Annotated in this window: 24 protein-coding genes; 1 reads left to right on the top strand and 23 read right to left on the bottom strand. The window is 69.2% G+C overall.

Annotated elements, in window-relative coordinates; genetic code table 11:
- Positions 1 to 2: 2 nt before the first annotated feature.
- The 3 genes from ctaC to AC3A3J_RS08495 all read right to left on the bottom strand — a co-directional run bounded on the left by ctaC (position 3) and on the right by AC3A3J_RS08495 (position 2878).
- A complete protein-coding gene (ctaC, locus tag AC3A3J_RS08505) occupies positions 3 to 899 on the bottom strand; it encodes an aa3-type cytochrome oxidase subunit II (protein ID WP_487671869.1) in 897 nt (298 codons plus the stop codon).
- A 97-nt stretch (positions 900 to 996) separates the two neighbouring features.
- A complete protein-coding gene (erpA, locus tag AC3A3J_RS08500; protein ID WP_314648012.1) occupies positions 997 to 1359 on the bottom strand; it encodes an iron-sulfur cluster insertion protein ErpA in 363 nt (120 codons plus the stop codon).
- Positions 1360 to 1468: 109 nt separating this feature from the next.
- Positions 1469 to 2878: a M20/M25/M40 family metallo-hydrolase gene (locus tag AC3A3J_RS08495; protein WP_487671868.1), complete on the bottom strand. Its 1410-nt coding sequence runs from the start codon at positions 2876 to 2878 to the stop codon at positions 1469 to 1471.
- A gap of 47 nt (positions 2879 to 2925) precedes the next feature.
- Between AC3A3J_RS08495 and AC3A3J_RS08490 the strand changes: the two genes are divergently transcribed.
- The gene (locus tag AC3A3J_RS08490) at positions 2926 to 3492 is read left to right on the top strand and encodes a DUF3043 domain-containing protein (RefSeq protein ID WP_487671867.1); all 567 of its coding nucleotides are present in this window, start codon (positions 2926 to 2928) and stop codon (positions 3490 to 3492) included.
- Positions 3493 to 3563: 71 nt separating this feature from the next.
- On the opposite strand, the gene AC3A3J_RS08485 is transcribed toward AC3A3J_RS08490, so the two are convergent.
- The 20 genes from AC3A3J_RS08485 to AC3A3J_RS08390 all read right to left on the bottom strand — a co-directional run bounded on the left by AC3A3J_RS08485 (position 3564) and on the right by AC3A3J_RS08390 (position 25635).
- Positions 3564 to 4586, bottom strand: a complete 1023-nt coding sequence (locus AC3A3J_RS08485; RefSeq protein ID WP_487671866.1) for a quinone-dependent dihydroorotate dehydrogenase — start codon at positions 4584 to 4586, stop codon at positions 3564 to 3566.
- A gap of 10 nt (positions 4587 to 4596) precedes the next feature.
- Positions 4597 to 5067 (bottom strand): transcriptional regulator NrdR, encoded by a 471-nt coding sequence (gene nrdR, locus AC3A3J_RS08480; protein WP_487671865.1) that lies wholly within the window; start codon positions 5065 to 5067, stop codon positions 4597 to 4599.
- 9 nt (positions 5068 to 5076) lie between these two features.
- Entirely contained in the window at positions 5077 to 6384 is a 1308-nt protein-coding gene (hisD, locus tag AC3A3J_RS08475; RefSeq protein ID WP_487671864.1) for a histidinol dehydrogenase, read from the bottom strand.
- Entirely contained in the window at positions 6384 to 7634 is a 1251-nt protein-coding gene (locus AC3A3J_RS08470; RefSeq protein WP_487671863.1) for a hypothetical protein, read from the bottom strand. The genes hisD and AC3A3J_RS08470 overlap by 1 nt, the downstream gene beginning before the upstream one ends.
- Before the next feature lie 65 nt (positions 7635 to 7699).
- Positions 7700 to 11218 carry a DNA polymerase III subunit alpha gene (gene dnaE, locus AC3A3J_RS08465; protein WP_487671862.1) on the bottom strand — a complete coding sequence of 1173 codons (3519 nt, stop codon included), beginning with the start codon at positions 11216 to 11218 and terminating at the stop codon, positions 7700 to 7702.
- Positions 11219 to 11261: 43 nt separating this feature from the next.
- Entirely contained in the window at positions 11262 to 11834 is a 573-nt protein-coding gene (locus tag AC3A3J_RS08460; protein WP_487671861.1) for an N-acetyltransferase family protein, read from the bottom strand.
- A 66-nt stretch (positions 11835 to 11900) separates the two neighbouring features.
- A complete protein-coding gene (locus AC3A3J_RS08455; protein WP_487671860.1) occupies positions 11901 to 12824 on the bottom strand; it encodes an RluA family pseudouridine synthase in 924 nt (307 codons plus the stop codon).
- A gap of 1 nt (position 12825) precedes the next feature.
- A complete protein-coding gene (lspA, locus tag AC3A3J_RS08450) occupies positions 12826 to 13413 on the bottom strand; it encodes a signal peptidase II (protein WP_487671859.1) in 588 nt (195 codons plus the stop codon).
- A 10-nt stretch (positions 13414 to 13423) separates the two neighbouring features.
- Positions 13424 to 14020, bottom strand: coding sequence for a DivIVA domain-containing protein (locus tag AC3A3J_RS08445; RefSeq protein ID WP_487671858.1), 597 nt, complete (start codon positions 14018 to 14020; stop codon positions 13424 to 13426).
- A gap of 151 nt (positions 14021 to 14171) precedes the next feature.
- Positions 14172 to 14468, bottom strand: a complete 297-nt coding sequence (locus tag AC3A3J_RS08440; RefSeq protein WP_487671857.1) for a YggT family protein — start codon at positions 14466 to 14468, stop codon at positions 14172 to 14174.
- 6 nt (positions 14469 to 14474) lie between these two features.
- The gene (locus AC3A3J_RS08435; RefSeq protein ID WP_487671856.1) at positions 14475 to 14951 is read right to left on the bottom strand and encodes a cell division protein SepF; all 477 of its coding nucleotides are present in this window, start codon (positions 14949 to 14951) and stop codon (positions 14475 to 14477) included.
- A gap of 43 nt (positions 14952 to 14994) precedes the next feature.
- Positions 14995 to 15675 (bottom strand): YggS family pyridoxal phosphate-dependent enzyme, encoded by a 681-nt coding sequence (locus AC3A3J_RS08430; RefSeq protein ID WP_487671855.1) that lies wholly within the window; start codon positions 15673 to 15675, stop codon positions 14995 to 14997.
- Positions 15672 to 16826, bottom strand: coding sequence for a cell division protein FtsZ (gene ftsZ / locus AC3A3J_RS08425; RefSeq protein WP_487671854.1), 1155 nt, complete (start codon positions 16824 to 16826; stop codon positions 15672 to 15674). Before ftsZ ends, AC3A3J_RS08430 begins: the two co-directional genes overlap by 4 nt.
- Positions 16827 to 16986: 160 nt before the next feature.
- A complete protein-coding gene (locus AC3A3J_RS08420; RefSeq protein WP_487671853.1) occupies positions 16987 to 17901 on the bottom strand; it encodes a cell division protein FtsQ/DivIB in 915 nt (304 codons plus the stop codon).
- A gap of 3 nt (positions 17902 to 17904) precedes the next feature.
- Positions 17905 to 19305: a UDP-N-acetylmuramate--L-alanine ligase gene (gene murC / locus AC3A3J_RS08415; RefSeq protein ID WP_487671852.1), complete on the bottom strand. Its 1401-nt coding sequence runs from the start codon at positions 19303 to 19305 to the stop codon at positions 17905 to 17907.
- Positions 19306 to 19317: 12 nt separating this feature from the next.
- A complete protein-coding gene (locus tag AC3A3J_RS08410; protein WP_487671851.1) occupies positions 19318 to 20397 on the bottom strand; it encodes a UDP-N-acetylglucosamine--N-acetylmuramyl-(pentapeptide) pyrophosphoryl-undecaprenol N-acetylglucosamine transferase in 1080 nt (359 codons plus the stop codon).
- Positions 20394 to 21623 carry a putative lipid II flippase FtsW gene (gene ftsW, locus AC3A3J_RS08405; protein ID WP_487671850.1) on the bottom strand — a complete coding sequence of 410 codons (1230 nt, stop codon included), beginning with the start codon at positions 21621 to 21623 and terminating at the stop codon, positions 20394 to 20396. The genes AC3A3J_RS08410 and ftsW overlap by 4 nt, the downstream gene beginning before the upstream one ends.
- Positions 21592 to 23130, bottom strand: coding sequence for a UDP-N-acetylmuramoyl-L-alanine--D-glutamate ligase (gene murD, locus AC3A3J_RS08400; protein ID WP_487671849.1), 1539 nt, complete (start codon positions 23128 to 23130; stop codon positions 21592 to 21594). The genes ftsW and murD overlap by 32 nt, the downstream gene beginning before the upstream one ends.
- Positions 23120 to 24226 carry a phospho-N-acetylmuramoyl-pentapeptide-transferase gene (gene mraY, locus AC3A3J_RS08395; protein WP_487671848.1) on the bottom strand — a complete coding sequence of 369 codons (1107 nt, stop codon included), beginning with the start codon at positions 24224 to 24226 and terminating at the stop codon, positions 23120 to 23122. The genes murD and mraY overlap by 11 nt, the downstream gene beginning before the upstream one ends.
- Positions 24223 to 25635, bottom strand: a complete 1413-nt coding sequence (locus AC3A3J_RS08390; protein WP_487671847.1) for a UDP-N-acetylmuramoyl-tripeptide--D-alanyl-D-alanine ligase — start codon at positions 25633 to 25635, stop codon at positions 24223 to 24225. The genes mraY and AC3A3J_RS08390 overlap by 4 nt, the downstream gene beginning before the upstream one ends.
- Between the last annotated feature and the right edge of the window lie 2 nt (positions 25636 to 25637).

The following is a 25637-nucleotide window of genomic DNA, read 5'->3' as shown; positions in this document are numbered from 1 at the left end:
GCTTACTCCTCTCCTTCCTCGGAGTCGTTGTTTCCGGTGGTGCCGGGAAGGTTGCCCAGACGGTCGTAGGCGTCGGTGATGTCGCCCGTGTTGCCCTGGTCCTTGAGGTCGTTCAGGTATGCGTCGTACTCGTCCTGCTCGACGACCTTGACGTTGAAGAGCATCATCGAGTGGTACTCGCCGCAGAGCTCGGCGCACTTGCCCTTGTACTCGCCCACCCGGGTGGGGATGAAGGACCACGAGTTGTCCTTACCGATGTACATGTCCTTCTTGTAGAGGAAGTCGATGATCCAGAAGGAGTGGATGACGTCGCGCGACTGCAGGTTGATCGTGACCTTCTGGTCGACCGGGAGGACGAGCGTCGGCAGCTGATCCTGATCGATGTTGCCTGCGGCGTCGGGCTGCGCCTGGATGCCCATCGTCCAGACCGTGTCGTCGTCGGACTCCGCGTCGTACTGGAAGTCCCACGCCCACTGCTTGGCGATCGCGGTGATCTCGACGTCGGGGTCGTCCCACTTCGTCTCGATCGCAGCCTGGTCGCGGGCCGTGAAGAAGAACATGCCGAGGACCAGCATGAGCGGCACGATCGTGTAGAAGATCTCGATCGGCATGTTGTAGCGCATCTGCACCGGCAGGCCGGTCTGGCCCTTGCGACGGCGGTAGGCGATGGCCGCCCAGGCCATGAGCGCCCAGGTGATGATGCCCACTGCGAGAAGCACGATCCACGAGTTGACCCAGAGCGAGGAGACGCGCTCGGTCTGGTTGGTGGTGGCCTCGGCACCCTCCTCGAAACCCGGGAGGTAGCCGTTCAGCTCGGCGGTGGTACATCCCGCCAGGACGACGGCTGCCACAACTCCCAGAGGGAGTGCGGCCCAACGAAGGCGGCGTTTCGGGGGCACGATGCACCTTTCAGATTGCGGATAGGGCACCCCCAAGTCTAGGGCAACCTCACACCCGATTCATGCCAACCACGCAGGTTGGCGAGGGTGGTACGGGTCAGTGGAAGCTGTCGCCGCAGGCGCAGCTTCCGGCTGCGTTGGGGTTGTCGATCGTGAAGCCCTGCTCCGAGATCGTGTCCTTGAAATCGATCGACGCGCCGTCGAGGTAGGGCACGCTCATGTTGTCGACGATGACCTCCACGCCGTCGAAGTCGACGGTCTCGTCGCCGTCGAGGTAGCGCTCGTCGAAGTACAGCTGGTAGATGAGGCCGGAGCATCCGCCGGGCTGCACGGCGACGCGCAGACGCAGGTCGTCGCGGCCCTCCTGCTCGAGGAGGTTCTTCACCTTGGTGGCAGCGGCCGACGTCAACGTGATGCCGTGCGCGCGGGTGGTCTCGGTGCTCAGGGTGGTGTCGCTCATGTCGCTCCTTGTGACGGGCCGCCATCGCGGCGTGCTCTCCCGATTCTACCGCCGCCCGCACCGCGCGAGGCGGTGCGGGCGGATCGGCGGGGCACCGCGACGGAGACGATCAGCGCGGCGACGTGCGCGCGTTCATCCTGGCGAGCAGCAGCGCCTCGGTCGAGACGGCGTGACGGAAGGTGTCGATGTGCAGCGACTCGTTCGGGCTGTGGGCGCGGGAATGCGGGTCCTCCACGCCGGTGACCAGGATCTGCGCCTGCGGGAACTCGCGCACCAGATCGGCGATGAAGGGAATCGACCCGCCGACGCCGAGATCGATCGGCGCGACGCCGTACCCATCGCGCATCGCGTCGCGAGCGAGCTCGACGGCCCACCCCGACGTGTCGACCAGGAATCCGTCGCCGAGATCGACGTCGCTGAACTCGAGTTCGGCGCCATGCGGCGCGTGGGCGCGCAGGTGCGCCTCCAGCGCCGCGTAGGCGTCGGCGCCGCTCTGCCCCGGTGCGACACGCGCACTGATCACGACGGTGACTTCGGGGAGCAGGGTGTTCGACGCGGCCGCGACGCTCGTCGCGTCGATCCCGATCACCGTGACCGACGGCTTGTTCCAGATCCGGCTCAGGATCGTGCCCCCGCCGATCGGCCGGGTACCCGGCAGCAGCCCGGCCTCGTCGCGCAGCGTCTCTTCCGAGTACTCGGGCGTTGCGGCGTCCCGCTCCGCCATGCCGTCGACGGCCACGGAGCCGTCGTCGTTCCACAGCGTGGCGAGCAGCTGGACCGTGGCCATCATCGCGTCGGGCACGGCGCCCCCGAACATGCCGGAGTGCGACGCGTGATCGAGCGTACGGACGCGGAGAGTGAAGCGCGCGTTGCCTCGCAGCGACACCGTGAGGCCCGGAGTCGTCGAATCCCAGTTGCCCGAGTCGGCGACGACGATGGCATCGGCGCGAAGAGCCTCTTTGTTGTCGGAGAGGAACTGCGCGAACGAACGCGACCCGTACTCCTCCTCCCCCTCGATGAACAGCGCGATCCCGAGATCGAGGTCGTCGCCCAGCACCTCGGACACCGCACGGATCGACGCGATGTGCGCCATCACGCCGGCCTTGTCGTCGGCGGCACCGCGCCCGTAGAGACGCCCGTCGCGGACGGTCGGCTCGAACGGCGGGGTCTCCCACAGGGCGTCGTCTCCCGGAGGCTGCACGTCGTGGTGGGCGTAGAGCAGGATGCTCGGGCGTCCGTTGCGCGGAGCGCGCGTGGCGAGAACCGCCGGCTGACCGTATTCGTCGGTACCGGGGATCGCCGCTCGCAGCACGCGGACCTCGTCGAAGACTCCGGTGTCCGTCGCGAGTGCGGCGACCGCCTCGGCACTGCGCTCGAGCTGCGTCTGGTCGAACGCGGGCCACGCCATCCCGGGGATCCGGACGAGGCTCCCGAGGTCGGCCAGAGCAGCCGGGTGACCGGTCGCCACGGCATCCAGCAGAGAGGACTCGAGCACAGGGGGGATCGCATCAGAGGTCATGCGAGTAATCTTAAGGCGAACCCTTTCTCCCCGAACCGAGGAACCCCGTGGCCACCACCCCCGCATCCCCTCCCACGAACGACGACGCCTCCGAGACGGCTGTCGGCAAGGGACGCCGCACGCCGACGCGCGCGGAGCAGGAGGCCGCACGCCGCCGCCCTCTCGTCGCGAACACCAAGGAGGCGCGCGCGGCCGCACGCGCCGAGATGAACGCACGGCGCGCCCGGGCACAGGCGGGCATGGCCGCCGGAGAGGAGAAGTACCTCCCCGCCCGTGACAAGGGACCGCAGCGCCGCTGGGTGCGCGACTACGTCGACGCCGGCTGGCATCCGGCCGAGTTCGTCATGGCCATCATGGTGCTCGTCATCATCGCCTCCCTCGTGCCGATCCCCGCGGTGTCGTTCTATGCGTACCTCGGCATGATGGCGTACATCGTCATCTCGATCGCGGGTATGGTGATCCTCGGCATCCGGGTCAAGCGCAAGGTCGCCGCCCGCTTCGGCGAGGAACGGCGCGAGCGCGGCCTCGCGTGGTACGCCGCGATGCGCTCGCTCCAGATGCGGTTCATGCGTCTGCCGAAGCCGCAGGTCAAGCGCGGACAGTACCCCGCCTGATCGATCAGCGATTCGAGAAAGCGCCTCATCTCCCGTCGGAGGTGAGGCGCTTTCTCGTACGGGCCGTCGGCTCAGCGGCCGACGAGACCCCGGTTGATCTGCCGCGCCCAGAAGGGTCCGCGATACAGGAACGCCGTGTAGCCCTGCACGAGGGTCGCGCCCGCGGCGAGCCGCTCCTGCACATCGGCCGCGGTCTCCACTCCCCCGACCGCGATCACGCAGAAGTCCTCGGGCACGGCCCGGCGGACGACGCGGAGCACCTGCAGGGCCCGTTCCTTGAGCGGAGCGCCCGACAACCCGCCCGCGCCCGCCGCTTCGACGACCGAGGCATCGGTGCGCAGCCCATCGCGCGAGATGGTGGTGTTCGTGGCGATGATCCCCGCCAGTCCCTCCGCGACGGCGAGCCGCGCGATGGCGTCGATCTCGTCATCAGGCAGATCGGGGGCGATCTTGACCAGCAGCGGCGTGCGACCCGCGGCGTCGCGCACCATGCGCAGCAACGGCGCGAGGGTCTCGACCGCCTGCAGACCGCGAAGTCCCGGCGTGTTCGGCGACGACACGTTGACGGCGAGGTAGTCGGCGAGTGGGGCCAGCCGTGTCGCGGAGGCGACGTAGTCGGCAGTGGCATCGTCGACATCGACGATCCGGCTCTTTCCGATGTTGACGCCGACCACCGCGTCGGGCGCTCCGCGACGCAGCCGGGCCAGGCGTCGAGCTGCGGCATCCGCCCCGCGGTTGTTGAAGCCCATGCGGTTGACCACTGCACGGTCGGGCACGAGGCGGAACAAGCGCGGCCTCGGGTTGCCCTCCTGCGGGACGGCGGTGATCGTGCCCACCTCGACGTGACCGAATCCGAGGGCGGCGAGTCCGCGCACCCCGACGGCGTTCTTGTCGAAACCCGCCGCCATGCCGAACGGCGACGGGAACGACAGCCCCAACGCCTCGACACGCAGCGCGGGGTCGGGCCGGGTGAGACTGCGGGTGACCCGGGCGAACGGCGGGGCGCCGAGCACGCGGATCACCGCCATGCCGGCGTGATGGGCGAACTCGGGATCGAAGCGCGAGAGAACAGCGCGGAAGAGCAGCGGATACATCCCTGCCAGGTTACCGGTCGGCGGTGTCGGCTCCCGCGTGATCCGCACGCAGATCGGAGATCGCGGACTCGAAGTCCTCGAGCGAGTCGAACGCCTGGTAGACACTCGCGAACCGCAGGAAGGCCACCTCGTCGAGTTCCCGCAGCGGACCGAGGATCGCCAGCCCGATCTCGTTCGCATCGAGCTGCGAGACGCCGGTCTGTCGAACGGCCTCCTCGACGCGCTGCGCGAGGATCGCCAGGTCGGCCTCGGTCACCGGCCGCCCCTGGCAGGCCTTCCGCACGCCGGAGATGACCTTCTCGCGACTGAACGGCTCCATGACGCCCGAACGCTTGATGACGTTGAGGCTCGCCGTCTCGGTCGTCGTGAACCGCCCGCCGCATTCCGGGCACTGACGACGGCGGCGGATCGAGAGTCCGTCGTCGCTGGTGCGGGAGTCGATCACGCGGGAGTCCGGATGACGGCAGAAGGGGCAGTGCATCCGTCCAACCTACTCCGTGAAACGGGCCTCGATCGCCTCGCCGTGGGCGGGGAGCACCTCGCTCTCCGCCAGGGCGACGACCCCTCGACGCACCTCGGCGAGGGCTTCGCGATCGTAAGACACCACCTGCTGCGGGCGGAGGAAGGTGTAGGCGCCGAGGCCGGGTGCGTACCGTGCCTGGCCGCCGGTCGGAAGAACGTGGTTGCTGCCGGCCATGTAATCGCCGAGGCTCACCGGCGTGTGATCCCCGACGAAGACAGCGCCCGCGCTGGTGAAGGCGGATGCTGCGTCGTCGGCGTCCGAGAGGTGCAGCTCGAGGTGCTCCGGGGCGTAGGCGTTACTGAACGCGACCGCCATCGCGCGGTCGTCCACGAGCACGATCGCCGACTGCGGGCCTGCGAGGGCAGCGGCGACTCGCTCGCTGTGCCGCGTCTTCTGCTGCAGATCGGCGACGGCGGTGGCCACGCGATCTGCGAGGTCCTCCGAATCGGTCACCAGTACCGCAGAGGCCTGCTCGTCGTGCTCGGCCTGGCTGACCAGGTCGGCCGCCACCAGGCGCGGGTCCGCGGTGGAATCCGCCACGACGAGGATCTCCGTGGCTCCCGCCTCGGAATCCGTGCCGACCACGCCGGCCACCGCGCGCTTCGCCGAGGCGACGTAGTTGTTGCCGGGCCCGGAGACGACGTCGACGGGGTCGAGTCCGATCCCGTCGACACCGAACGCGAACGCACCGATGGCCCCCGCGCCGCCCATGGCGTACACCTCGTCGACGCCCAGCAGCGCAGCGGCCGCGAGGATCGTCGGGTGGATGCGGCCGTCCTGATCGTGCTGGGGCGGCGATGCGAGCGCGATCTGCTGCACCCCGGCGACCTGCGCGGGGACGACGTTCATGATGACGCTCGACGGGTAGACGGCCTTGCCGCCCGGGATGTAGACGCCCACACGGGTGACGGGCTGCCAGCGCTGGAGGATGCGAGCGCCGGGGCCGATCTCGGTGAGACGGTCGGCCGGCACCTGCGCGGCGGATGCCTGGCGCACCCGGCGGATCGCCTCTTCGAGCGCCGCGCGGATCTCGGGCGCGAGGGAGTCGAGCGCCTCGCGGAGGTGCGTCGACGGTACCCGCACGTCGTGGCCGGTGACCCGGTCGAATCGCTCGGCCTGGTCGCGCAGCGCCGCCTCGCCCTGGGTGCGCACCTCGTCGACGAGACGCGCCGCGGTGTCGAGGGCTTCGGCGCGAGCCTGGGTCGCCCGGGGCACGGCCGCGAGCATGTCTGCGGACGAGAGCTCGCGCCCTCGCAGATCGATCGTTCGCACCATCAGCCCTTCGTGATGTCCGAGATGTCGTGGAGATAGCCGATGCGCCCATCGTCGTGACGAACGACGAACGCTCCGCCGCGGTCCTCGATCACGAGCGACCACGCCGAGGGACCGATGAGGAACAGCGGCTCCCCCCGTTCGTCGTAGACGGCGCGCTCGGTGGGAGCGAGAATCCAGAACGGCTGCGCGGAGGCGTCGTCGACCGCGTTCGAGACGCGGGCCGCCGACGTGGGGCTTCCCTCGCCCTCATCCGCCGACGGCGCGGGGGTGCGCTCGTCCGGGACGTCGACCGCGACCTCCTCCAGAAACGACTCGATCTCGCTGGTGGTCGAGTAGATCTCGTCGTTCCGGGAGCGCCGCGAGTACGCAGGGACGTATCCGTCGTCGGTGGTGGCGTCCTGGCCGGCGTCCGGTGCTGTCCCGGTACCGCCTCCGGATGCGTGCGCGGCGAGCGGGACCTGCCCCGGGAGGTCGAGGCGGGCGACCTCGTCGGTCGCGAACCGCGACGTCACGGCGTCGTCGGTCGGCACGGCGCGGGTAGGGGTCTCCTCGACGGCATCCGGTTCGTCCGCATTGGGCTCGTTCGCAACCGGCGTCTGCGTCGCGGTCTCCTCCGCGTCGACGGAATTCGTCGCCACGACATTCGTCGCGGCCGGAGAGTCGTCCCGCTCCGGTCGCGGGCGCGCCACGACAGGGCGGACGGGGTTCGCGTTGCGATGCGCGAGAGTCACCAGGCGGCCGTGGAAGTCCTCCTTGAGCCCGGGGATCAGCGGCGCGAACACGGTGAGCACCACCAGCGCGATGCTCGCCAGCAGCTGGATGATCCCGACCCAGTTCAACGTCCAGATGTCGAACTCGATCGTGCTCGCGACCGCCGCCCACAGCGCACTCAGCCAGGTCACCGCAGCGACCGAGAAGGCGACGGAGGCGAATTGGTCGATACCGAGGGACCCGACCCGGCGGATGCCGTCCGGCGAGAACCGACGGAGCACGATGAGGAACACCGCGGCCGTCGGAACACCGATCGGCAGGATCCACTGGATGCCCAGACCCCAGACGGGCTCGCCTGCGGCGAGAGGGAAGAACGAGACGACGAACGCGACGAACCAGACCGAGACGATCAGCAGCTCGCGCAGGGTGAAACCGAGGATGCCCGGCTCGGGCGTCACCTCGTCGTCGTAGAGGACGCCGTCGTCGTCGAGGAACTCGTCGTTCTCGACGTCCGCACTCTCCGGAAAGTCGGTGCTCATGGATGATCCTTTCGTCATGACGCGCAGAGGGGGATGCGCTTCCGACGCGTCCCGATCCTACCCGCTCACCCCAGACAGCTCGGTCCGAGCAGTGACTTCAGGTCGCCGAACAGGTCGGCCGAGACCTTCACCGGCATGGGCACCTCGAAGACCTTCGCGGTGCCGCCGCGATGGACCCGCAGCATGACCTCGGTCTCGCCGGCGTGGCGTCGCAGCACCTCGGCGAGGTCGGTCATGACGCGCTCCGTCGCCCGCTGTTCCGGGAGCACCAGCGCGAGCGGCCCCGCGGCGTCGAACGATCCGACGTCGGGCGCGAAGGCGGACTGCGCGTGCAGGTTCAGTCCGTCATCGCGCCGCGAGACGCGCCCGCGCACGGCGAGAATCGAGTCCTGCTGCAGGATGTGCTGGAACTCGGTGTAGGTCTTACCCATGAACATGACCGTCACCTCGCCGTTGAAGTCCTCGACGGTGATCATGCCGTACGGGTTGCCGCTGGCCTTGGCGACCCGGTGCTGCACGCTGGTGACCAGCCCCGCCACCGTGACCTGGTCGCCGTCCTGCAGGTCCTCGGAGTTGTTGAGGTCGTGGATCGAGATCGACGCGTGCTTGGCGAGCGGCACCTCGAGGCCGGCGAGCGGGTGATCCGAGACGTAGAGACCCAGCATCTCGCGCTCGAACGCGAGCTTGTCCTTCTTGATCCATTCGGGACGCGCCGGCACCTTGGCGGGGGCGGACTCCTCCATGCCGTCGTAGAGGCTATCGAAGTCGAAGCCGATGGCCCCCTGCGCCTCGTTCCGCTTGCGGTCGACCGCGGCCTCGACCGCGTCTTCATGGATCTCGACGAGGGCACGCCGGGTGTCGCCCATCGAGTCGAACGCGCCGGCCTTGATCAGCGACTCGACCGTGCGCTTGTTGGCGACGTGCAGCGGCACCTTGTCGAGGAAGTGGTGGAACGACGTGAACCGCTCGTCCTTGCGGGCCTGGACGATGCCGTCGACCACGTTGCTGCCGACGTTGCGCACCGCGCCCAGTCCGAAGCGGATGTCGTCGCCGACGGCCGCGAAGAAGTTGATCGACTCGGACACGTCGGGCGGCAGCACCTTGATGCCCATGCGTCGGCACTCGTTGAGGTACAGCGCCATCTTGTCCTTCGAGTCGCCGACGCTCGTGAGCAGCGCGGCCATGTACTCGGCGGGGTAATGCGCCTTGAGGTACGCCGTCCAGTACGAGACGAGGCCGTAAGCGGCGGAGTGCGCTTTGTTGAAGGCGTAGTCGGAGAACGGCAGCAGGATGTCCCACAGGGCCTTCACGGCCCCCTCGCCGAACCCGCGCTCCTTCATGCCCCCGGCGAAGCCCTCGTACTGCTTGTCGAGCTCTGACTTCTTCTTCTTGCCCATCGCCCGCCGCAGGATGTCGGCCTGGCCGAGGCTGAACCCGGCGACCTTCTGCGCGATCGCCATGACCTGCTCCTGGTAGATGATCAGGCCGTAGGTCGTGTCGAGGATGTCGCGCAGCGGCTCCTCGAGCTCCGGGTGGATGGGGGTGATCGGTTGCTGCCCGTTCTTGCGCAGCGCATAGTTCGTGTGCGAGTTCGCCCCCATGGGACCGGGGCGGTACAGCGCGATGACGGCCGAGATGTCCTCGAAGTTGTCGGGCTTCATCAGGCGCAGCAGCGAGCGCATGGGGCCGCCGTCGAGCTGGAAGACGCCCAGGGTGTCTCCGCGAGACAGCAGCTCGTACGCGCCGCGGTCGTCGAGCTCGAGGTGCTCGAGGTCGAGTTCCTCGCCCCGGTTCAGGCGGATGTTGTCGAGCGCGTCGGAGATGATCGTGAGGTTGCGCAGCCCCAGGAAGTCCATCTTGATCAGACCGAGCGTCTCGCACGAGGGGTAGTCGAACTGCGTGACGATCTGGCCGTCCTGCTCGCGTCGCATGATCGGGATGATGTCGAGCAGCGGCTCGGACGACATGATCACACCGGCGGCGTGCACGCCCCACTGGCGCTTCAGCCCCTCGAGGCCGAGTGCGCGGTCGAAGACGGTCTTGGCCTCGGGATCGGTCTCGATGAGGGCGCGGAACTCGCTGGCCTCCTTGTACCGCGGGTGCGCGGAGTCGAACATGCCGTCGAGCGGCATGTCCTTGCCCATGACGGGCGGCGGCATCGCCTTGGTGAGGCGCTCGCCCATGCTGAAGGGGAAGCCCAGCACACGCCCGGCGTCCTTGAGCGCCTGCTTCGACTTGATGGTGCCGTAGGTGACGATCTGAGCGACGCGCTCGGAACCGTACTTCGCCGTGACGTAGTCGATGACCTCGCCACGACGACGGTCGTCGAAGTCGACGTCGAAGTCGGGCATCGAGACGCGGTCGGGGTTCAGGAAGCGCTCGAAGATGAGGCCGTGCTCGAGCGGGTCGAGGTCGGTGATCCTCATCGCGTAGGCGACCATCGAGCCGGCACCGGAACCGCGGCCCGGACCGACGCGGATGCCGTTGTCCTTCGCCCAGTTGATGAAGTCGGCGACGACGAGGAAGTAGCCGGGGAACCCCATCTGGAGGATGATGCCGGTCTCGTACTCGGCCTGCTTGCGCACCTTGTCGGGGATGCCCTGGGGGTAGCGGTACTGCAGGCCGTTCTCGACCTCTTTGATGAGCCAGCTGTCTTCGGTCTCGCCGTCGGGCACCGGGAAGCGCGGCATGTAGTTGGCGGAGGTGTTGAACTCGACCTCGCACCGTTCGGCGATGAGGAGCGTGTTGTCGCAGGCCTCGGGGTGGTCGCGGAACAACTGCCGCATCTCGGCGGCGGTCTTGATGTAGTACCCGTCGCCGTCGAACTTGAACCGGTTCGGGTCGTCGAGCGTCGACCCCGACTGCACGCACAGCAGGGCGGCGTGCGCATCGGCCTCGTGCTGGTGGGTGTAGTGCGAGTCGTTCGTGGCGACGAGCGGGATGTTCAGGTCTTTCGCAAGACGGAGGAGATCGGTCATGACGCGGCGCTCGATGGAGAGACCGTGATCCATGATCTCGGCGAAGTAGTTCTCCTTGCCGAAGATGTCCTGGAACTCGGCCGCGGCCGCGCGCGCGGCCTCGTACTGCCCGAGGCGCAGGCGCGTCTGCACCTCGCCGGAGGGGCAGCCGGTGGTGGCGATGAGACCCTTGCGATAGGTCTGCAGCAGCTCGCGGTCCATGCGCGGCTTGAAGTAGTAGCCCTCCATGCTCGACCGCGAACTCAGTCGGAACAGGTTGTGCATGCCCTCGGTGCTCTGGCTCCACATCGTCATGTGGGTGTAGGCGCCCGACCCCGAGACGTCGTCGCTCTTCTGGTCGGCGGTGCCCCACTGCACGCGGGTCTTGTCGCTGCGGTGAGTGCCCGGCGTGACGTAGGCCTCGAGGCCGACGATCGGCTTGACGTCGGCGTTCTTCGCGGCGTTGTAGAACTCGAAGGCGGCGAAGGTGTTGCCGTGGTCGGTCACCGCGATGGCCGGCATGCCGTAGTCGGCGGCCGCCTGGGTCATCGCGTTGATCTTCGCCGCACCGTCGAGCATGGAGTACTCGCTGTGCACGTGCAGGTGGACGAAAGAGTCGGATGCCATGGGTTCGAGTCTACTTTCGGCATCCGACATCCGGGCTCCGTGCTCAGCCCAGGTCGAGCCTCATCAGCACCCGGGGGAAGCCGTCGAGAACCGACCCCGTGTCCGCCACCTTGCGGAATCCCGCGGCCTCGAAGAGGCTGCGCGTTCCGACGTAGGCCATGGTCTGATTCACCCGCGCGCCGCGATTGTCGACGGGGTAGGCCTCGACCGCCGGGGCACCCCGATCCCGCGCGTAGCCGACCGCGCCCGCGACGAGCGCGTGCGAGATCCCCTGCTTGCGGAACCCGGGTCGGATGCGGATGCACCACAGCGACCAGACATCGAGGTCGTCGACGTGCGGGATCAGGCGATTGCGCGCGAAGCTCGTGTCTCGGCGCGGATGGAGCGCGGCCCACCCGACGGGCTCGCCGTCGCGATAAGCGATGACCCCCGGGGGCGGATCGTGACGGCACAGCTCACGCACCCGGTCGGCCCGTGCGGGGCCGCGGAGCGAGACGTTCTCCTTGTTGCCCACCCGATAGCTGAGGCAGAAGCACACGTTCGACGTCGGCTTGCGGGGGCCGACGAGCGCGGCGACGTCGTCGAAGACCGTCGCGGGGCGAACCTCGATGTCCATCGCCTCAGTACCGCGCCGGCATCCGACATCCGTGCACGATGCAGACCGTGGTGGGCCGCCTCATCGTCACGCGTCGCCGCGGAGAACCGCGAGAGCGTGCTGGAAGTCGGCGGGGTACGGCGACTCGAACTGGACCCACTCCCCCGTGCCAGGGTGCGAGAACGCGAGCTGATGGGCGTGGAGCCACTGCCGCGTGAGACCGAGTCGCGCCGAGAGCGTCGGGTCGGCCCCGTAGAGCGGGTCGCCGACGCACGGATGCCGGTGGGCGGCCATGTGCACGCGGATCTGATGCGTCCGCCCCGTCTCGAGATGGATCTCGAGCAGAGACGCTCCGGGGAAGGCCTCGAGCGTCTCGTAGTGCGTCACCGAGGGCTTGCCGTCCGGGGTCACGGCGAACTTCCACGAGTGATTCGGATGACGCCCGATGGGCGCGTCGATGGTCCCCGCGAGCGGATCGGGATGCCCCTGCACCACCGCGTGGTAGATCTTCTCGACCGTGCGCTCCTTGAACGCCCGCTTCAGAGCCGTGTACGCCGTCTCGCTCTTGGCGACCACCATGAGACCGCTCGTGCCCACGTCGAGGCGGTGCACCACACCCTGGCGCTCCGGCGCCCCGCTCGTGGCGATGCGGAATCCGGCCGCCGCGAGAGCCCCCACCACCGTCGGTCCCTCCCACCCCAGCGAGGGATGCGCGGCCACGCCGGTCGGTTTGTCGACGACGACGATGTCGTCGTCGTCGTGGACGATCCCCAGCTCCGGCACCGCGAGGGGGACGATCCGCGGGCCCTCCTTGGGCTGCCACTCGACGTCGAGCCAGCCCCCGCCGCGCAGACGGTCCGACTTGTCGAGTACGACGCCGTCGAGTCGGACGCCGCCCGCGGCGGCGACGTCGGCCGCGAACGTGCGGGAGAAGCCCAGCATCTTCGCGAGAGCGGCGTCGACGCGTGCGCCGTCGAGCCCGTCGGGAACCGGGAGGGAACGCGACTCCACCTCAGCGCTCGCCGTCCGCCGTGGCACGCTCGGCGGCGAGAGCATCGGCCTCGGCATCCGTCTCGACGGCCTCGTGGTCGCGTTCGCGGGAGCCGTCGAAGCGCAGGCCGAAGACCACGAGGAGAGCGACCGAGATCATCCCGGTCACGATGAAGATGTCGGCGACGTTGAAGATCGCGGGCATCATCCAGGGCATCGAGATCATGTCGACGACGTGACCGACCGGGAAGCCCGGCTCGCGGAAGAGGCGGTCACCGAGGTTGCCGAGGACACCGCCGAGCAGGCAACCGAGGACGACGGCCCAGAGACGCGACCGCAGGCCGAACGCCTTCCACACGATCACGCCGGCCACGACGGCCAGCGCGATGGTGAAGAGCCAGGTGACGTCGGACCCGAGGGAGAACGCTGCTCCGGGGTTGCGCACGTAATAGAGCTGCAGGAAGTCGCCGAGCACGGGGACCGGCTTCTGCTCTGGCAGGTTCTGCACCGTGAGGTGCTTCACAAACTGATCGGCGGCCAGCACGACCGCTGCGAGAATCGCAACGATCGCACCGGCCGCCGACCGACGAATCGGGAGACGTCGGTTCAAGACCTACGACCTACAGTCCGATCGCGGAGACGGGCGTGGAGTCCGTGGATGCCGACTTCTCGTCGAGGTCGCGGAGCTGGCCCTCGATGTACCCGCGGAGCTGCGAACGGTAGTCGCGCTCGAAGTTGCGGAGCTCGGTGATGCGCGCCTCGAGGGCGTTGCGCTCGCGCTCGAGACGCGAGGTCTCCTCGCGCTGCTTGGCCTCGGCCTCGGTACGGATGCGCGTGACCTCGGCCTCGGCGTCGTGGATCAGCTGGTCGCGCTTCGCCTCACCCTCGGCGACGTGCTCGTCGTGCAGGCGCTGGGCCAGCTCGATGATGCCGGCGGTCGCGGTGGCGGAGCCGGACGCGGACTCGGCCGGGGCCGCCGGGGCGGCAGGCGCCGGGGTCTCGACCGCCGGGGCGGGAGCCGCGGTCTCGGCCGCCGGAGTCGCACCCGACTCGTATGCGGCCAGCTTGGCCTTCAGCTCGACGTTCTCTTCGAGGGCCTTGCGCCACTCGATGACGATCTCGTCGAGGAAGTCGTCGACCTCGTCCGGGTCGAAGCCGTCCTTGAAGCGGACGTGCTGGAACTGCTTGGTGACGACGTCATCCGGGGTAAGTGCCATGATGGCTCCTCTTTCGATGAGTTCGGTTGCCAGTTTCGATATGGCGCGGTCGTGATGTGGCGCGAACCCGGGGCGCGCACCTGGGAGCCAGCATAGCCCCCGCACCTTGGAGCCGCGATGTCACGACACTCGGACAGCGGCCATCGCGGGGTCAGGCGAAGAGACGGACGATGTTCATCAGGATGAGCACGACGATCATCGTCAGCGCGAAGCCGAAGTCGAGCGACAGCCCGCCGAGGCGGAGCGGCGGGATGATCCGCCGGAAGAACCGGATCGGCGGATCCGTCACCGTGTAGACGGCTTCGGCGAGAACGAGTCCGAACCCCTTCGGTCGCCATTCGCGGTTGAACAGCGGGATGTAGTCGAGGATCAGACGCGCGAACAGCACGAAGATGTACAGCAGGAGCACCAAATGGACGATGCTCGCGAGGATCTGGACCAGCTGCACGGCTTCCTACTGATCGAAGCCCGCGGACTCCGCATCCGCGTGCGCGATACCGCCCTGGCCCGAGACATTGATGTTCTCGGGCGAGAGCAGGAAGACCTTCGAGGTCACGCGCTCGATGCGGCCGTACAGGCCGAGCGACAGTCCGCTCGCGAAGTCGATGAGGCGTCGCGCGTCGGCGTCGCTCATCTGCGAGAGGTTGATGATCACGGGGACGCCCTCGCGGAAGCTCTCGGCGATGAGCTGGGCGTCGCGGTACTGCTTGGGGTGCACCGTCAGGATCTCGTTCACGGCACCCACCGAGGGCTGACGGACGGCGACGGGGCGGCGCAGCGGCGTGACGGGAGCCGGAGCCGGCTCTTCGCGCTCACGGTCTCGCTCGCGCTCGCGCTGGGCGCGTGCGGGAGCCTGCTGCTCTTCTTCATAGGCTTCTTCCTCGTCGGCGAGTCCGAGGTACACCATGGTCTTCTTCAGCGGGTTACCCATCGTGTCCTCCGGTTCGAACGATACGGGCTGGTCTGTGTAGAGGTTAACCCCGGTCGGGGCGCGGGCCGGTGATTGCCGAGCCGATCCGCAGGTGTGTCGCACCTGCCGCGATCGCCTCGACGAAGTCGCCCGTCATCCCGGCGGACATCCAGTCCGCGTCGGGGGCCGCCGAACGGATTCGGTCGGCGGTGTCGCGCAGGCGCGCGAAGGCGGATGCGGGCTCCTCATCGAGAGGCGCGACGGCCATCACGCCCCGCAGGCGCAGGGACGACAGGCCCAGGACGTGCTCGGCCAGGCCGAGAGCATCCTGTGGCACCACGCCGCCGCGGCCGGGGTCGTCGGTGAGGTTGACCTGCACGAGGACGTTGAGCACGTCGTCGCCCTCGGCGGCACGGTGGAGCGCGTCGGCGAGTCGAGGACGGTCCACCGAGTGGACGGCATCCGCATCGCGACGGATGGCGCCCGCCTTGTTGGTCTGCGCCTGGCCGATGAAGTGCCACCGGAGGTCGAGGTCGACGAGCTCGGCGGCTTTCACCGAGAGTTCCTGTTGGCGATTCTCTCCGACGTCGCGCACGCCGAGGGCGTGCAGCTCGCGCACGAGGGATGCCGGGTGGAACTTGGTCACGACGATGCGCGTGATCTCCTCCGGCCGGCGACCGGCTCGGCGGGCGGCGTCGGCGATGCGCTCGTCGACCGCCGACAGCCGCGCGCCCAGCTCGGTCACTTCAGGAATTCGGGGATGTCGATGTCGTCGTCGGCGAAGGCCGGCTCGATGCTCGTGGTCTGCACGCGCGTCGCGGGCTTCTCCTCGCGCACCGGCTCCTCGGACTCCGGCGCCTTTTCGGCATCCTCCGACAGCGCCACCTCGGGCAGCGCCGTGGCCGCGGCCGGGCGGGAGACGACCATCGGGTCGAGGCGCAGCGACGGCTCGCCGCCGTCGAAACCGGCCGCGATCACGGTCACCCGCACCTCGTCGCCGAGCGTGTCGTCGATGACGGTACCGAAGATGATGTTGGCCTCGGGGTGCGCAGCCTCCTTGACCAGATCGGCAGCGTCGTGGATCTCGAAGATACCGAGGTTCGACCCACCCTGGATCGAGAGCAGCACACCGTGCGCACCCTCGATCGAGGCCTCCAGCAGCGGCGACTCGACGGCCAGCTCTGCGGCCTTGATGGCGCGATCCGCTCCGCGAGCGGATCCGATGCCCATGAGGGCGGAACCCGCACCCTGCATGACCGACTTCACGTCGGCGAAGTCGAGGTTGATGAGACCCGGGGTCGTGATGAGGTCGGTGATGCCCTGCACACCGGCGAGGAGCACCTGGTCGGCGGTGGCGAACGCCTCGATCATCGAGATGCCGCGGTCGCTGATCTCGAGCAGCCGGTCGTTCGGCACGACGATGAGGGTGTCGACCTCTTCCTTGAGCTTCGCGACGCCCGCCTCGGCCTGGCTCTGGCGACGACGACCCTCGAAGGAGAACGGCTTGGTGACGACACCGATGGTGAGCGCGCCGATCGACTTGGCGATGCGGGCCACCACGGGGGCGCCGCCGGTGCCGGTCCCGCCGCCCTCGCCTGCCGTGACGAAGACCATGTCGGCGCCGGTCAGGGCCTGCTCGATCTCTTCGGCGTGGTCTTCGGCAGCACGACGACCGACCTCCGGGTCGGCGCCGGCACCGAGCCCGCGGGTGAGCTCGCGCCCGACGTCGAGCTTGACGTCGGCGTCGCTCATCAGCAGCGCCTGCGCGTCGGTGTTGACGGCGATGAACTCGACTCCGCGGAGGCCGAGCTCGATCATGCGGTTGACGGCGTTGACGCCGCCACCGCCGACGCCGACGACCTTGATCACGGCGAGGTAGTTCTGGTTCTGGCTCATGGCCGGCCTCCGAATTGTTCGAGCCTGAAGGGGAACCTTAAACCTCAAGTAGAGGTATAAAGTATTTCCCGGTATTGCGTTCTCTTGTTCGAAGGTATGCGGCGCACAGGCCGCGCGCCGCAGCGACACGGGCGTGTCGCCCGTTTCGGCGACGAATCGATCAGCCGACGACCGCGGTGCGAGGCGAGGAGACGTCGATGGTCGACGCATCGGGGTTGGCCGCGAGCACGCGCGACAACAGCACACCCTTCTTCGCCGACTCCTCCTCGCTCCCCCAGACCACCGTCAGGCCGGAGCCGAGCGTGAGCGTGACGTCGTCCGCGGTGGTCGCCCGAACCGCGGTGAGCTGCTGTCGGACGTCGGCGGGCAATGAACGCACGACGAGCCCGGCGCTCTCGAATGCCGGCGAACCGGGGCCCCCGTCGATCTCGAGCAGCGGTTGCCCCGCCGGCTGCTCGGCCGTCGTCGACAGCGCCACGCCGGCCGCATCGACCAGCGTGTATCCGGCATCCGATGCGAGCACGCCGACCGGGGTGCGCTCGACGATGCGCACGGCCAGCTCGTGCGGCGGACGCGCCTCGACCGAGTACGTCTCGATGAGGGGGAACGCCAGCAGGGCGGCCTTCACCTCGCTGCTGTCGACGAGCGCGAGCGGAGTGCCGATCTGCCCGGCGAGGGCGGTCTCGAGGGTGGCCGGATCGAGCGTCGACGCGCCCACGACCGTGATGCGCTCGACGGCGAAGAGAGGGCTGTACGCCGCGGCGATGCTTCCACCGACGAGGGCGACGGCGACTCCCACCGCGCTCCACCCGATGATGCGACGGCGACGGGAGCGCTGCGTGAAACGACGGATCTCGGCCCGCAGGGCCTTCCGTCGTGCGCGCGCCGCACGCCACACGTCGCGCGTCGACGTGGGGACGTTCTCCTGCGGCTCGACGGTCGCCCCGGAGACGGTGTCGTCGACGGTCTCCCCCGCCGAGGCGTCGTCGACGTGCCGCGCGCGCTCGCTCCGGAGCACCCGCTCCTCGACGCGCGAATCCGCGCGCGAGACGGGCGGCGGTGCAGGACGACGCACGGACTACGCTCCGGCGGTCCGGCGCAGCGCCTCCAGCACCTGCGGGATCATCTGGTAGACGTTGCCGCAGCCGAGCGTCACGACGACGTCGCCCTCGCGGGCGATCCGCGCGGTGTACTCGCTCGCCTCCTGCCAATCCGGCACGTAGTGCACCTTGGCGGGATCACGGAAGGCGCCGCTCACCAGCTCGCCCGTGACGCCCGGAACCGGGTCCTCCCGGGCGCCGTACACGTCGAGCATGACCGTGTGATCGGCCAGTTCCTCGAGCACGTCGGCGAACTCCTGGTACATGTGCTGCGTGCGCGAGTACGTGTGCGGCTGCTGGATCGCGATGACGCGCCCGCCTCCGGCGATGCTGCGCATGGCCTCGAGCGCCGCACGCACCTCCGTCGGATGGTGGGAGTAGTCGTCGTACACGCTGACCCCGGCTGCGACGCCGTGCTGCTCCAGCCGACGCACCGTGCCGGCGAAGCCCTCGACCGCTCGCACGGCGTCGACGAAGGGGCGCCCCAGGGCGTGGAGCACCGCCACCGCGCCGGCGGCGTTGATCGCGTTGTGCGCGCCGAGCACGGCCAGCTGCATCCGTTCGCTGCGGCCGTCGAGCGTGAGTGTCGCAGCGACAGGGCCATCGGTGACGATGTCGGAGACGCGCAGGTCGGCCCCCGGGGCCTCGCCGAACGTGAGCACGTTCGGGTGGGAGAGCCCCGCACCGACGCGCAGGGCGCCGGGGTCGTCGCTGGAGATCACGACCGCCTCGGTCGCGGCATCCGCGAATCGCACGAACGCGTCGTGGAACGCCTCGTCCGACCCGTAGTGATCGAGGTGATCGGGGTCGACGTTGGTGATGAGGGCGACGGCCGTGTCGTAGAGCAGGAACGTGCCGTCCGACTCGTCGGCCTCGATGACGAAGAGGTCGCCCGAGCCGGTCGCGCTCGATGTGCCGAGCTGCTCGATGACCCCGCCGTTGACGAAGTGGGGGTCGTCGCCGAGCGCTCGCAGCGCGGTGACGATCATGCCGGTGGACGTCGTCTTGCCGTGCGCACCGGCGACCGACACCAGCCGACGGGAGCCGACCAGCCAGTGCAGCGCCTGGGAACGGTGGATGACGTGCAGCCCGCGTTCCTTGGCCGTCACGAACTCGGGGTTCTCGGGCCAGATGGCGCCGGTGTGCACGACGGTGTCGGCGTCACCGAGATGGGCGGCGTCGTGCCCGACGTGCACGGTCGCGCCGGCCGCCGCGAGGGCTCGGAGGTTCTCGCTGTCGGCGCGGTCGGAACCCGAGACGCGGATGCCGGCGTCGAGGAACATGTGAGCGAGGCCGCTCATGCCGGAACCGCCGATTCCGATGAAGTGCGCGGAGGTGATCGTCTCGGGGATCGGGAGGGAGAGGTCGGGTCTGATCATGTCCTGCTCAGTCTAGTTCCGGGCGCGGCGCGCGCGATCGACGAGGGCGATGAGGTCCTCGGTGCCGGTCCGGCTGCCGGCGCCCTGGGCCGCCGCGGCCATCGCCGCGAGCCGATCACGGTCCGAGAGCAGCGGCACCACCTCGCGGCGCACGGCGTCGCCATCGAACGACGCATCGTCGAGGAGGCGGGCGGCCCCGTCCGCGACCGCGGAAGCGGCGTTCAGGCGCTGCTCCCCGTTGCCGACCGAGTAGGGCACGTACAGCGCGGGGATGCCGAGTGCGCTCACCTCGCTGACGGTGGCAGCCCCGGAGCGCGAGAGCACCAGGTCGGCGAGAGCGAAGGCGAGGTCCATGCGGTCGACGTAGCGGCGCACCGCGTAGCCCGCGACACCGGGGTCTGCGAGGTCGCTGCGCTCCCCCGTCACGTGCAGCAACTGCCACCCCGCCGCGAGCACGTCGCGCCACGAATCCGCCAGAGCATCGTTCAACCGTTGTGCGCCCAGCGAACCGCCGAAGGCCAGCAGAACGGGACGGTCGGGGTCGAGACCGAAATGCGCGGCGGCCTCGCCGTGCAGAGCGGCCCGGTCGAGCTCGACGATCTCGCGGCGCAGCGGCATCCCGACGACTTCACCCCGACGCAGCGGGGTACCGCGGAACGCGACGCCCACCGCGGTGGCTGCGCGGGCACCGAGCACGTTCGCCAGTCCCGGCTTCGTGTTCGCCTCGTGCACGACGAACGGGATGCCCTCGCGCCGAGCCGCGACATAGGCCGGGGCGGCCGCGTACCCCCCGAACCCCACCACCACGTCGACCGCGTGCGTGCGGATGTGGCCACGCACCTGGGCGATCGCCCGGCGGAAGCGCTGCGGGAACCCCAGAGCCTGGCGATCCGGCCGCCGGGGGAAGGGCACCTTGTCGACGACGAGCAGCTCGTAGCCGCGCTCCGGCACGAGCCGGGACTCCAGCCCCTCGGCCGTGCCGAGCACGCGCACCTGCGCAGCGGGGTCGCGAGCGACCAGCCCGTCGGCGACGGCGAGCAGGGGGTTCACATGGCCGGCAGTGCCACCGCCGGCGAGAAGGTACGAGGTCACCGGGAGACCCTACCCCGACCCGGCCGGGAGCTCGCCCGTGCGCCCGCGGGCGCCTTCTCCACCGCGGGGATGGTTCGGGCGAACGCCAGCAGCACACCGCACGCGAGCAGCACCGCGAGCAGCGCCGTGCCGCCCTGCGACATGAAGGGCAGCGGCACGCCCATCACGGGGAACAGGCCGACCACGACGCCGATGTTGAGCACGGCCTGGCCGGTGATCCAGACCGTGATCCCGCCGGCGGCCACCCGGATGAAGGGGTCGTCGGTCTTGCGGATGATGTGGAAGGCGCCGACCGTGAAGAAGGTGAACAGGGCGAGCACCACGATGCAGCCGATCAGCCCGAGCTCCTCACCGACGATCGCGAAGATGAAGTCGTTGCCCGGTGCCGGGAGCCAGCCGTACTTCTCCTGGGAGTTGCCGAGGCCGAGCCCGAAGATGCCGCCGTTCGCCATGCCCCAGATCCCGTGGATCGATTGGTAGCAGTCGGTGTGGTAGAGCGCCATGTCGTCGCAGTTGGCCGTGATCCGGCGCATCCGGTCGGCACTGGAGAGCGCGTACGCGAGCACGGCGAGCACTCCGAGAACCACGGGGATGATGAAGAGCCGCAGCTTCACACCCGAGAAGAACAGGCATCCGAGCAGGATGAGCACGAGCACCATCGCCGTACCCAGGTCCTTGCCGCCGAGCACGGTGCCGATCGCCAGAGCGCCGACCGGCACCACGGGGATGAAGACGTGGTGCCACGTTCCGAGCATCGCCTGCTTGCGCAGCAGCACGAAGCCGATCCAGAGCGCGAGCGCGAGCTTCAGGAACTCGGAGGGCTGCATCTGGAACCCGGCGAGCTTGATCCAGTTCCGGTTTCCGCCGTCGGCGATGCCGAGAGGCGTGAAGACGAGCAGCTGCAGGGCGACCGCGCCGAACAGCGATGGCCAGGCCATGCGCTTCAGGAAGCGGATCGGCAGCCGACTGATGAGGAACATCAGCGGGATGCCGAGCACCGCGAAGATCCCCTGCCGGAGGGCATCGGTCATCGGGTTGGCCCCGCTCGCGACGGCCGTGGCGCTGGTGGCGGAGAGCACCATGACGAGGCCGAAGATCGTGAGCAGCAGAGCGGTCGACGCGATCAGGAGGAACTCGGTCGATACCGGCGTGAACCGGCGTCCGAGCGAGACCCTGGTCGCGAGACCGCCCGACTCAGAGCCCGGAGGGCGAGCCACCTGCGTCATCGGCACTCCCCCGCTCGATCCACTCGCGCACCGCCTCGGCGAAGCGGTTGCCGCGATCCGCGTAGCTGGAGAACTGGTCGAAGGATGCCGCCGCGGGAGCCAGAAGCACGGTGCCCTCGCCGTCGACGATCCCCGCCGCGATCTCCACGACGCGATTCATGACCTGTCCAGTGTCGCCAGCATCCACCTCGAACACCGGGACCGTCGAGGCGTGTCGTTCGAATGCCGCGACGACTCCTCCCCGATCGACACCGATGACGACGGCCGCCCTGGCCGTTCCGCCGACCTCGGCGACCAGGTCGGCGATGTCGACGCCCTTCAGGTCACCGCCGACGACCCAGACCGCGCCGGGATACGCACGCAGCGACGACGCGGCGGCATGGGGATTGGTCGCCTTCGAGTCGTCGATCCAGGTGACGCCGGCGTGCCGCGCGACGATCTGGATGCGGTGCGCGTCGAGACGGAACGACTGCAGCGCCGCGTGAATGGCCTCCGGCTCGACGCCGAGAGAGCGCGCGAGCGCAGCCGCGGCGAGGATGTTCTGCACGATGTGGGGCGCGGCGAGGCCGGCGCGGTCGAGATCGGCGACCGTGGTCAGCTCGAGCGCACTGCGCGCGCGGTCGTCGAGGAACGCCCGGTCCACGAGCAGCCCCTCCACGACGCCCAGGTCGCTGGGCCCGGGCGTGCCCAGGTCGAACCCGATCGCGCGCGCGCCCTCGACCACGTCGGCGTCCTCGACCATGCGGCGAGTCGCCTCGTCGGCCTTGTTGTACACGCACGCGACGCGGGTGTTGCGATAGACGATCGCCTTGGCGTCGCGGTAGGCGTCCGCCCCGCCGTGCCACACGAGGTGGTCGTCGGCCAGATTGAGGCAGACCGCGGCGTAGGGGAAGGGCTGCCCCTCCGGCTCGGCGAGGCCGAGATACCAGAGCTGGTGGCTGGAGAGCTCGACGACGAGCACGTCGAAACCCTCGGGGTCGCGCACCGCATCGAGAACCGGCACGCCGATGTTGCCGCACGGTGCGGCCCCTAGGCCGCCCTCGGCCAGGAGTGTGGCGGTCAGCTGGGTCGTCGTCGTCTTGCCGTTCGTGCCCGTGATGAGCACCCAGTCCGCCGTCGAACCGTCGGCTCGGCGCACCTTGTCGCGCACCCGCCACGCGAGTTCCACGTCGCCCCACAGCGCGATCCCGGATTCCTGCACCCAGCGGATGACCGGATGCGCGGGCGGGAACCCCGGCGATGCGATCACGACCTCCGGGGCGAACTCGCGGAGGACCGCCGGCACGTCGTCGAGAGCGCCGAGTTCCAGGCGCGCGCCGATGACCGGCACGAGGCGTTCGTACTCGTCCGTGGCCGACTCGGACAGCACGAGCACGTCCGCGCCGAGTTCGGTGAGGGTGTCGGCGACCGAGAAACCGGTCATCGACAGCCCGAGCACCGCGACCCGCAGGCCCTTCCAGTCCGCGTACCAGCTGGTGAGCCCGGCCAGACGCAGGTCAGCCGACACGGGTCAGCCACTCCACGTAGAACAGACCCACCGCCGAGACGGCGAGGAGCCCCGCGATGATCCACAGTCGCACGACGATCGTCACCTCGGCCCAGCCCCGCATCTCGAGGTGATGATGGAACGGGCTCATGAGGAACAGCCGCTTGCCGCGGGTGAGCTTGAAGTAGGCGCGCTGCAGGATCACCGAGCCCGACGACAGCACGAAGATGCCGGCGATGACGAGCAGCAGCAGCTCGGTGCGCGTGAGGATCGCGAGCGCCGTGATGACACCGCCGATGGCCATCGATCCCACGTCGCCCATGAACACCTTCGCCTTGGGGGCGTTCCACCACAGGAAGCCCACCAGGGCACCGGTGAATGACGCGGCGATGATCGCCAGATTGAACGGGTCTCTCACCTCGTAGCATCCGGCGATCGCGTCGAGCTCGACGTCGATGCACGACTGCTTCGACTGCCAGAACGCGATGAGGCTGTAGGCGCCCACCACCATCACACCGGCGCCCGCGGCCAGGCCGTCGAGGCCGTCGGTGAGGTTGACGCTGTTGGAGGTCGCGACGCCGATGATCGAGATCCAGAGCAGGTAGAGCACCCAGCCCGCGACGACGCCGAAGGCGAAGAGGTTGAGCCAGGTGATGTCGCGGAACAGCGAGATCGAACCGCTGGCCGGGGTCTGGTCGAAGCTGTTCGGGAAGTTCAGCGCCACGATCCCGAACGGGATGACCACGATGAGCTGTCCGACGATCTTGCGCCAGCCCGAGAGGCCGAGGCTGCGCTGGCTGCGCACTTTCATGTAGTCGTCGATGAACCCGACGGCGCCGAAACCGACCATCAGCCAGATCACGAGCAGTGCCGACGGCTCGACGACGCTGCCCCCGACCCACATGCCGGTGAAGTAGCCCACGATCGAGCCGACGATGAAGATGACGCCGCCCATGGTGGGGGTTCCGCGCTTCGCCTCGTGGCTGGGGTTCTCCATCGCCTCGGGGGTGCGGATGACCTGTCCCCAGCCCCACTTGCGGAACAGCCGCAGGAAGACCGGGGTCAGGAAGAGGGTGAAGGCGAGCGAGATGGCCGCCGCCATGATGAGTGACCTCACGAGAACAATTCTCCCAGACGATCGCCGAGATGCCGGAGGCCCACGGAATTGGATGACTTCACGAGGACGCGGTCGCCGTCGCGCAGCTCGGAGCGCAGGTACTCGAACGCGGCATCCTGATCGGGGAGGTGCACCGCCTCGCTGTCCCACGACCCCTCGCCGACGGCGGAGAGATACAGACGACGGGCCTCGGGGCCGACGACGACGATACGGCGGATGTTCAGGCGCACCGCGAGCAGACCGATGCGGTCGTGCTCCTCTCCCGCGCTGTCCCCGAGCTCGCTCATCGCTCCCAGCACCGCGACCGTGCGCTCGTCCGGCCCGGTGATCTGCGCGAGGGTGCGCAGAGCCGCGGCCATCGAGTCGGGGCTGGCGTTGTAGGCGTCGTTGATGATGCGCACACGGTCGTTGCCGAGAGGCTGCATGCGCCAGCGCTCGGCGATCTCGACCGTCTCGAGGCGCGCCACCGCATCCGCGGCCGGCACGCCGAGCACGCCCGCGGCCGTGATCGCGGCCAGGGCGTTCGTGACGTGGTGCGCACCGAGCACGCGCAGGCGGAGCGGGATGCTCTCCCCCGCGGCCTCGATCACGCACGAGGTACCGGATGCCGAGACCTCGATGTCGCGCGCGCGCACGTCGGCCGCCGGAGTCTGACCGAAACCGACGACCGTCATCCCCCGGGCCTGCGCGAGCTCGGCCATCGCTGCGACGCGCGCGTCGTCGAGGTTGAGCACCGCGGTGCCCGTCGCGGACGCGGCCGCGATGAGTTCGGCCTTGGCCTTCGCCGTCGCCTCGATGCCGCCGAACCCGCCGGCATGCGCGAGACCGACCATGAGCTCGATCACGACATCGGGCTCGACGAGGCCGGCGAGGCGAGCGATGCTGCCCGGCCCCGCGGCGCCGAACTCGCTCACCAGGTACTTCGTGCTCTCCGTCACGCGCAGCATCGTGACGGGCGCGCCGACCTCGTTGTTGAACGACTTGATCGGCGCCACCGTCTCGCCCTCGTCGGAGAGGATGCGGGCGAGGAAGTTCTTGGTCGTGGTCTTGCCGTTCGAGCCGGTGATGCCCACGATGCGCAGCTCACCGAGCGCACGGACCCGCCGCACCACCTCGCGCGCCAGGGCCCCGAGGGCGACCACGGCATCGTCGACGACGATCTGGCTCACGGGTTCGTCGACGGCGTGCTCGACGATCGCGAGGGTCGCGCCCGCCGCGCGGGCAGCGCCGACGAACCGATGTCCGTCGGTCTCGGCTCCGGGCTTCGCGATGAACACCGAGCGCTCCCCCAGGGTGCGCGAATCGGTGTCGACGATCCCGTCGACGACGGTCTCGGCCGTGTCCGCTCCGGACAGGCGCAGCTCACCGCCGACGGCTTCGGCGATTTCAGCGAGCGACAGGGCGATCATGA

The organism is Microbacterium sp. Soil_N32 (assembly GCF_057655505.1).
The sequence above is the reverse complement of the archived record's forward strand: the minus strand, read 5'-3'. Positions and strand labels throughout refer to the sequence as shown.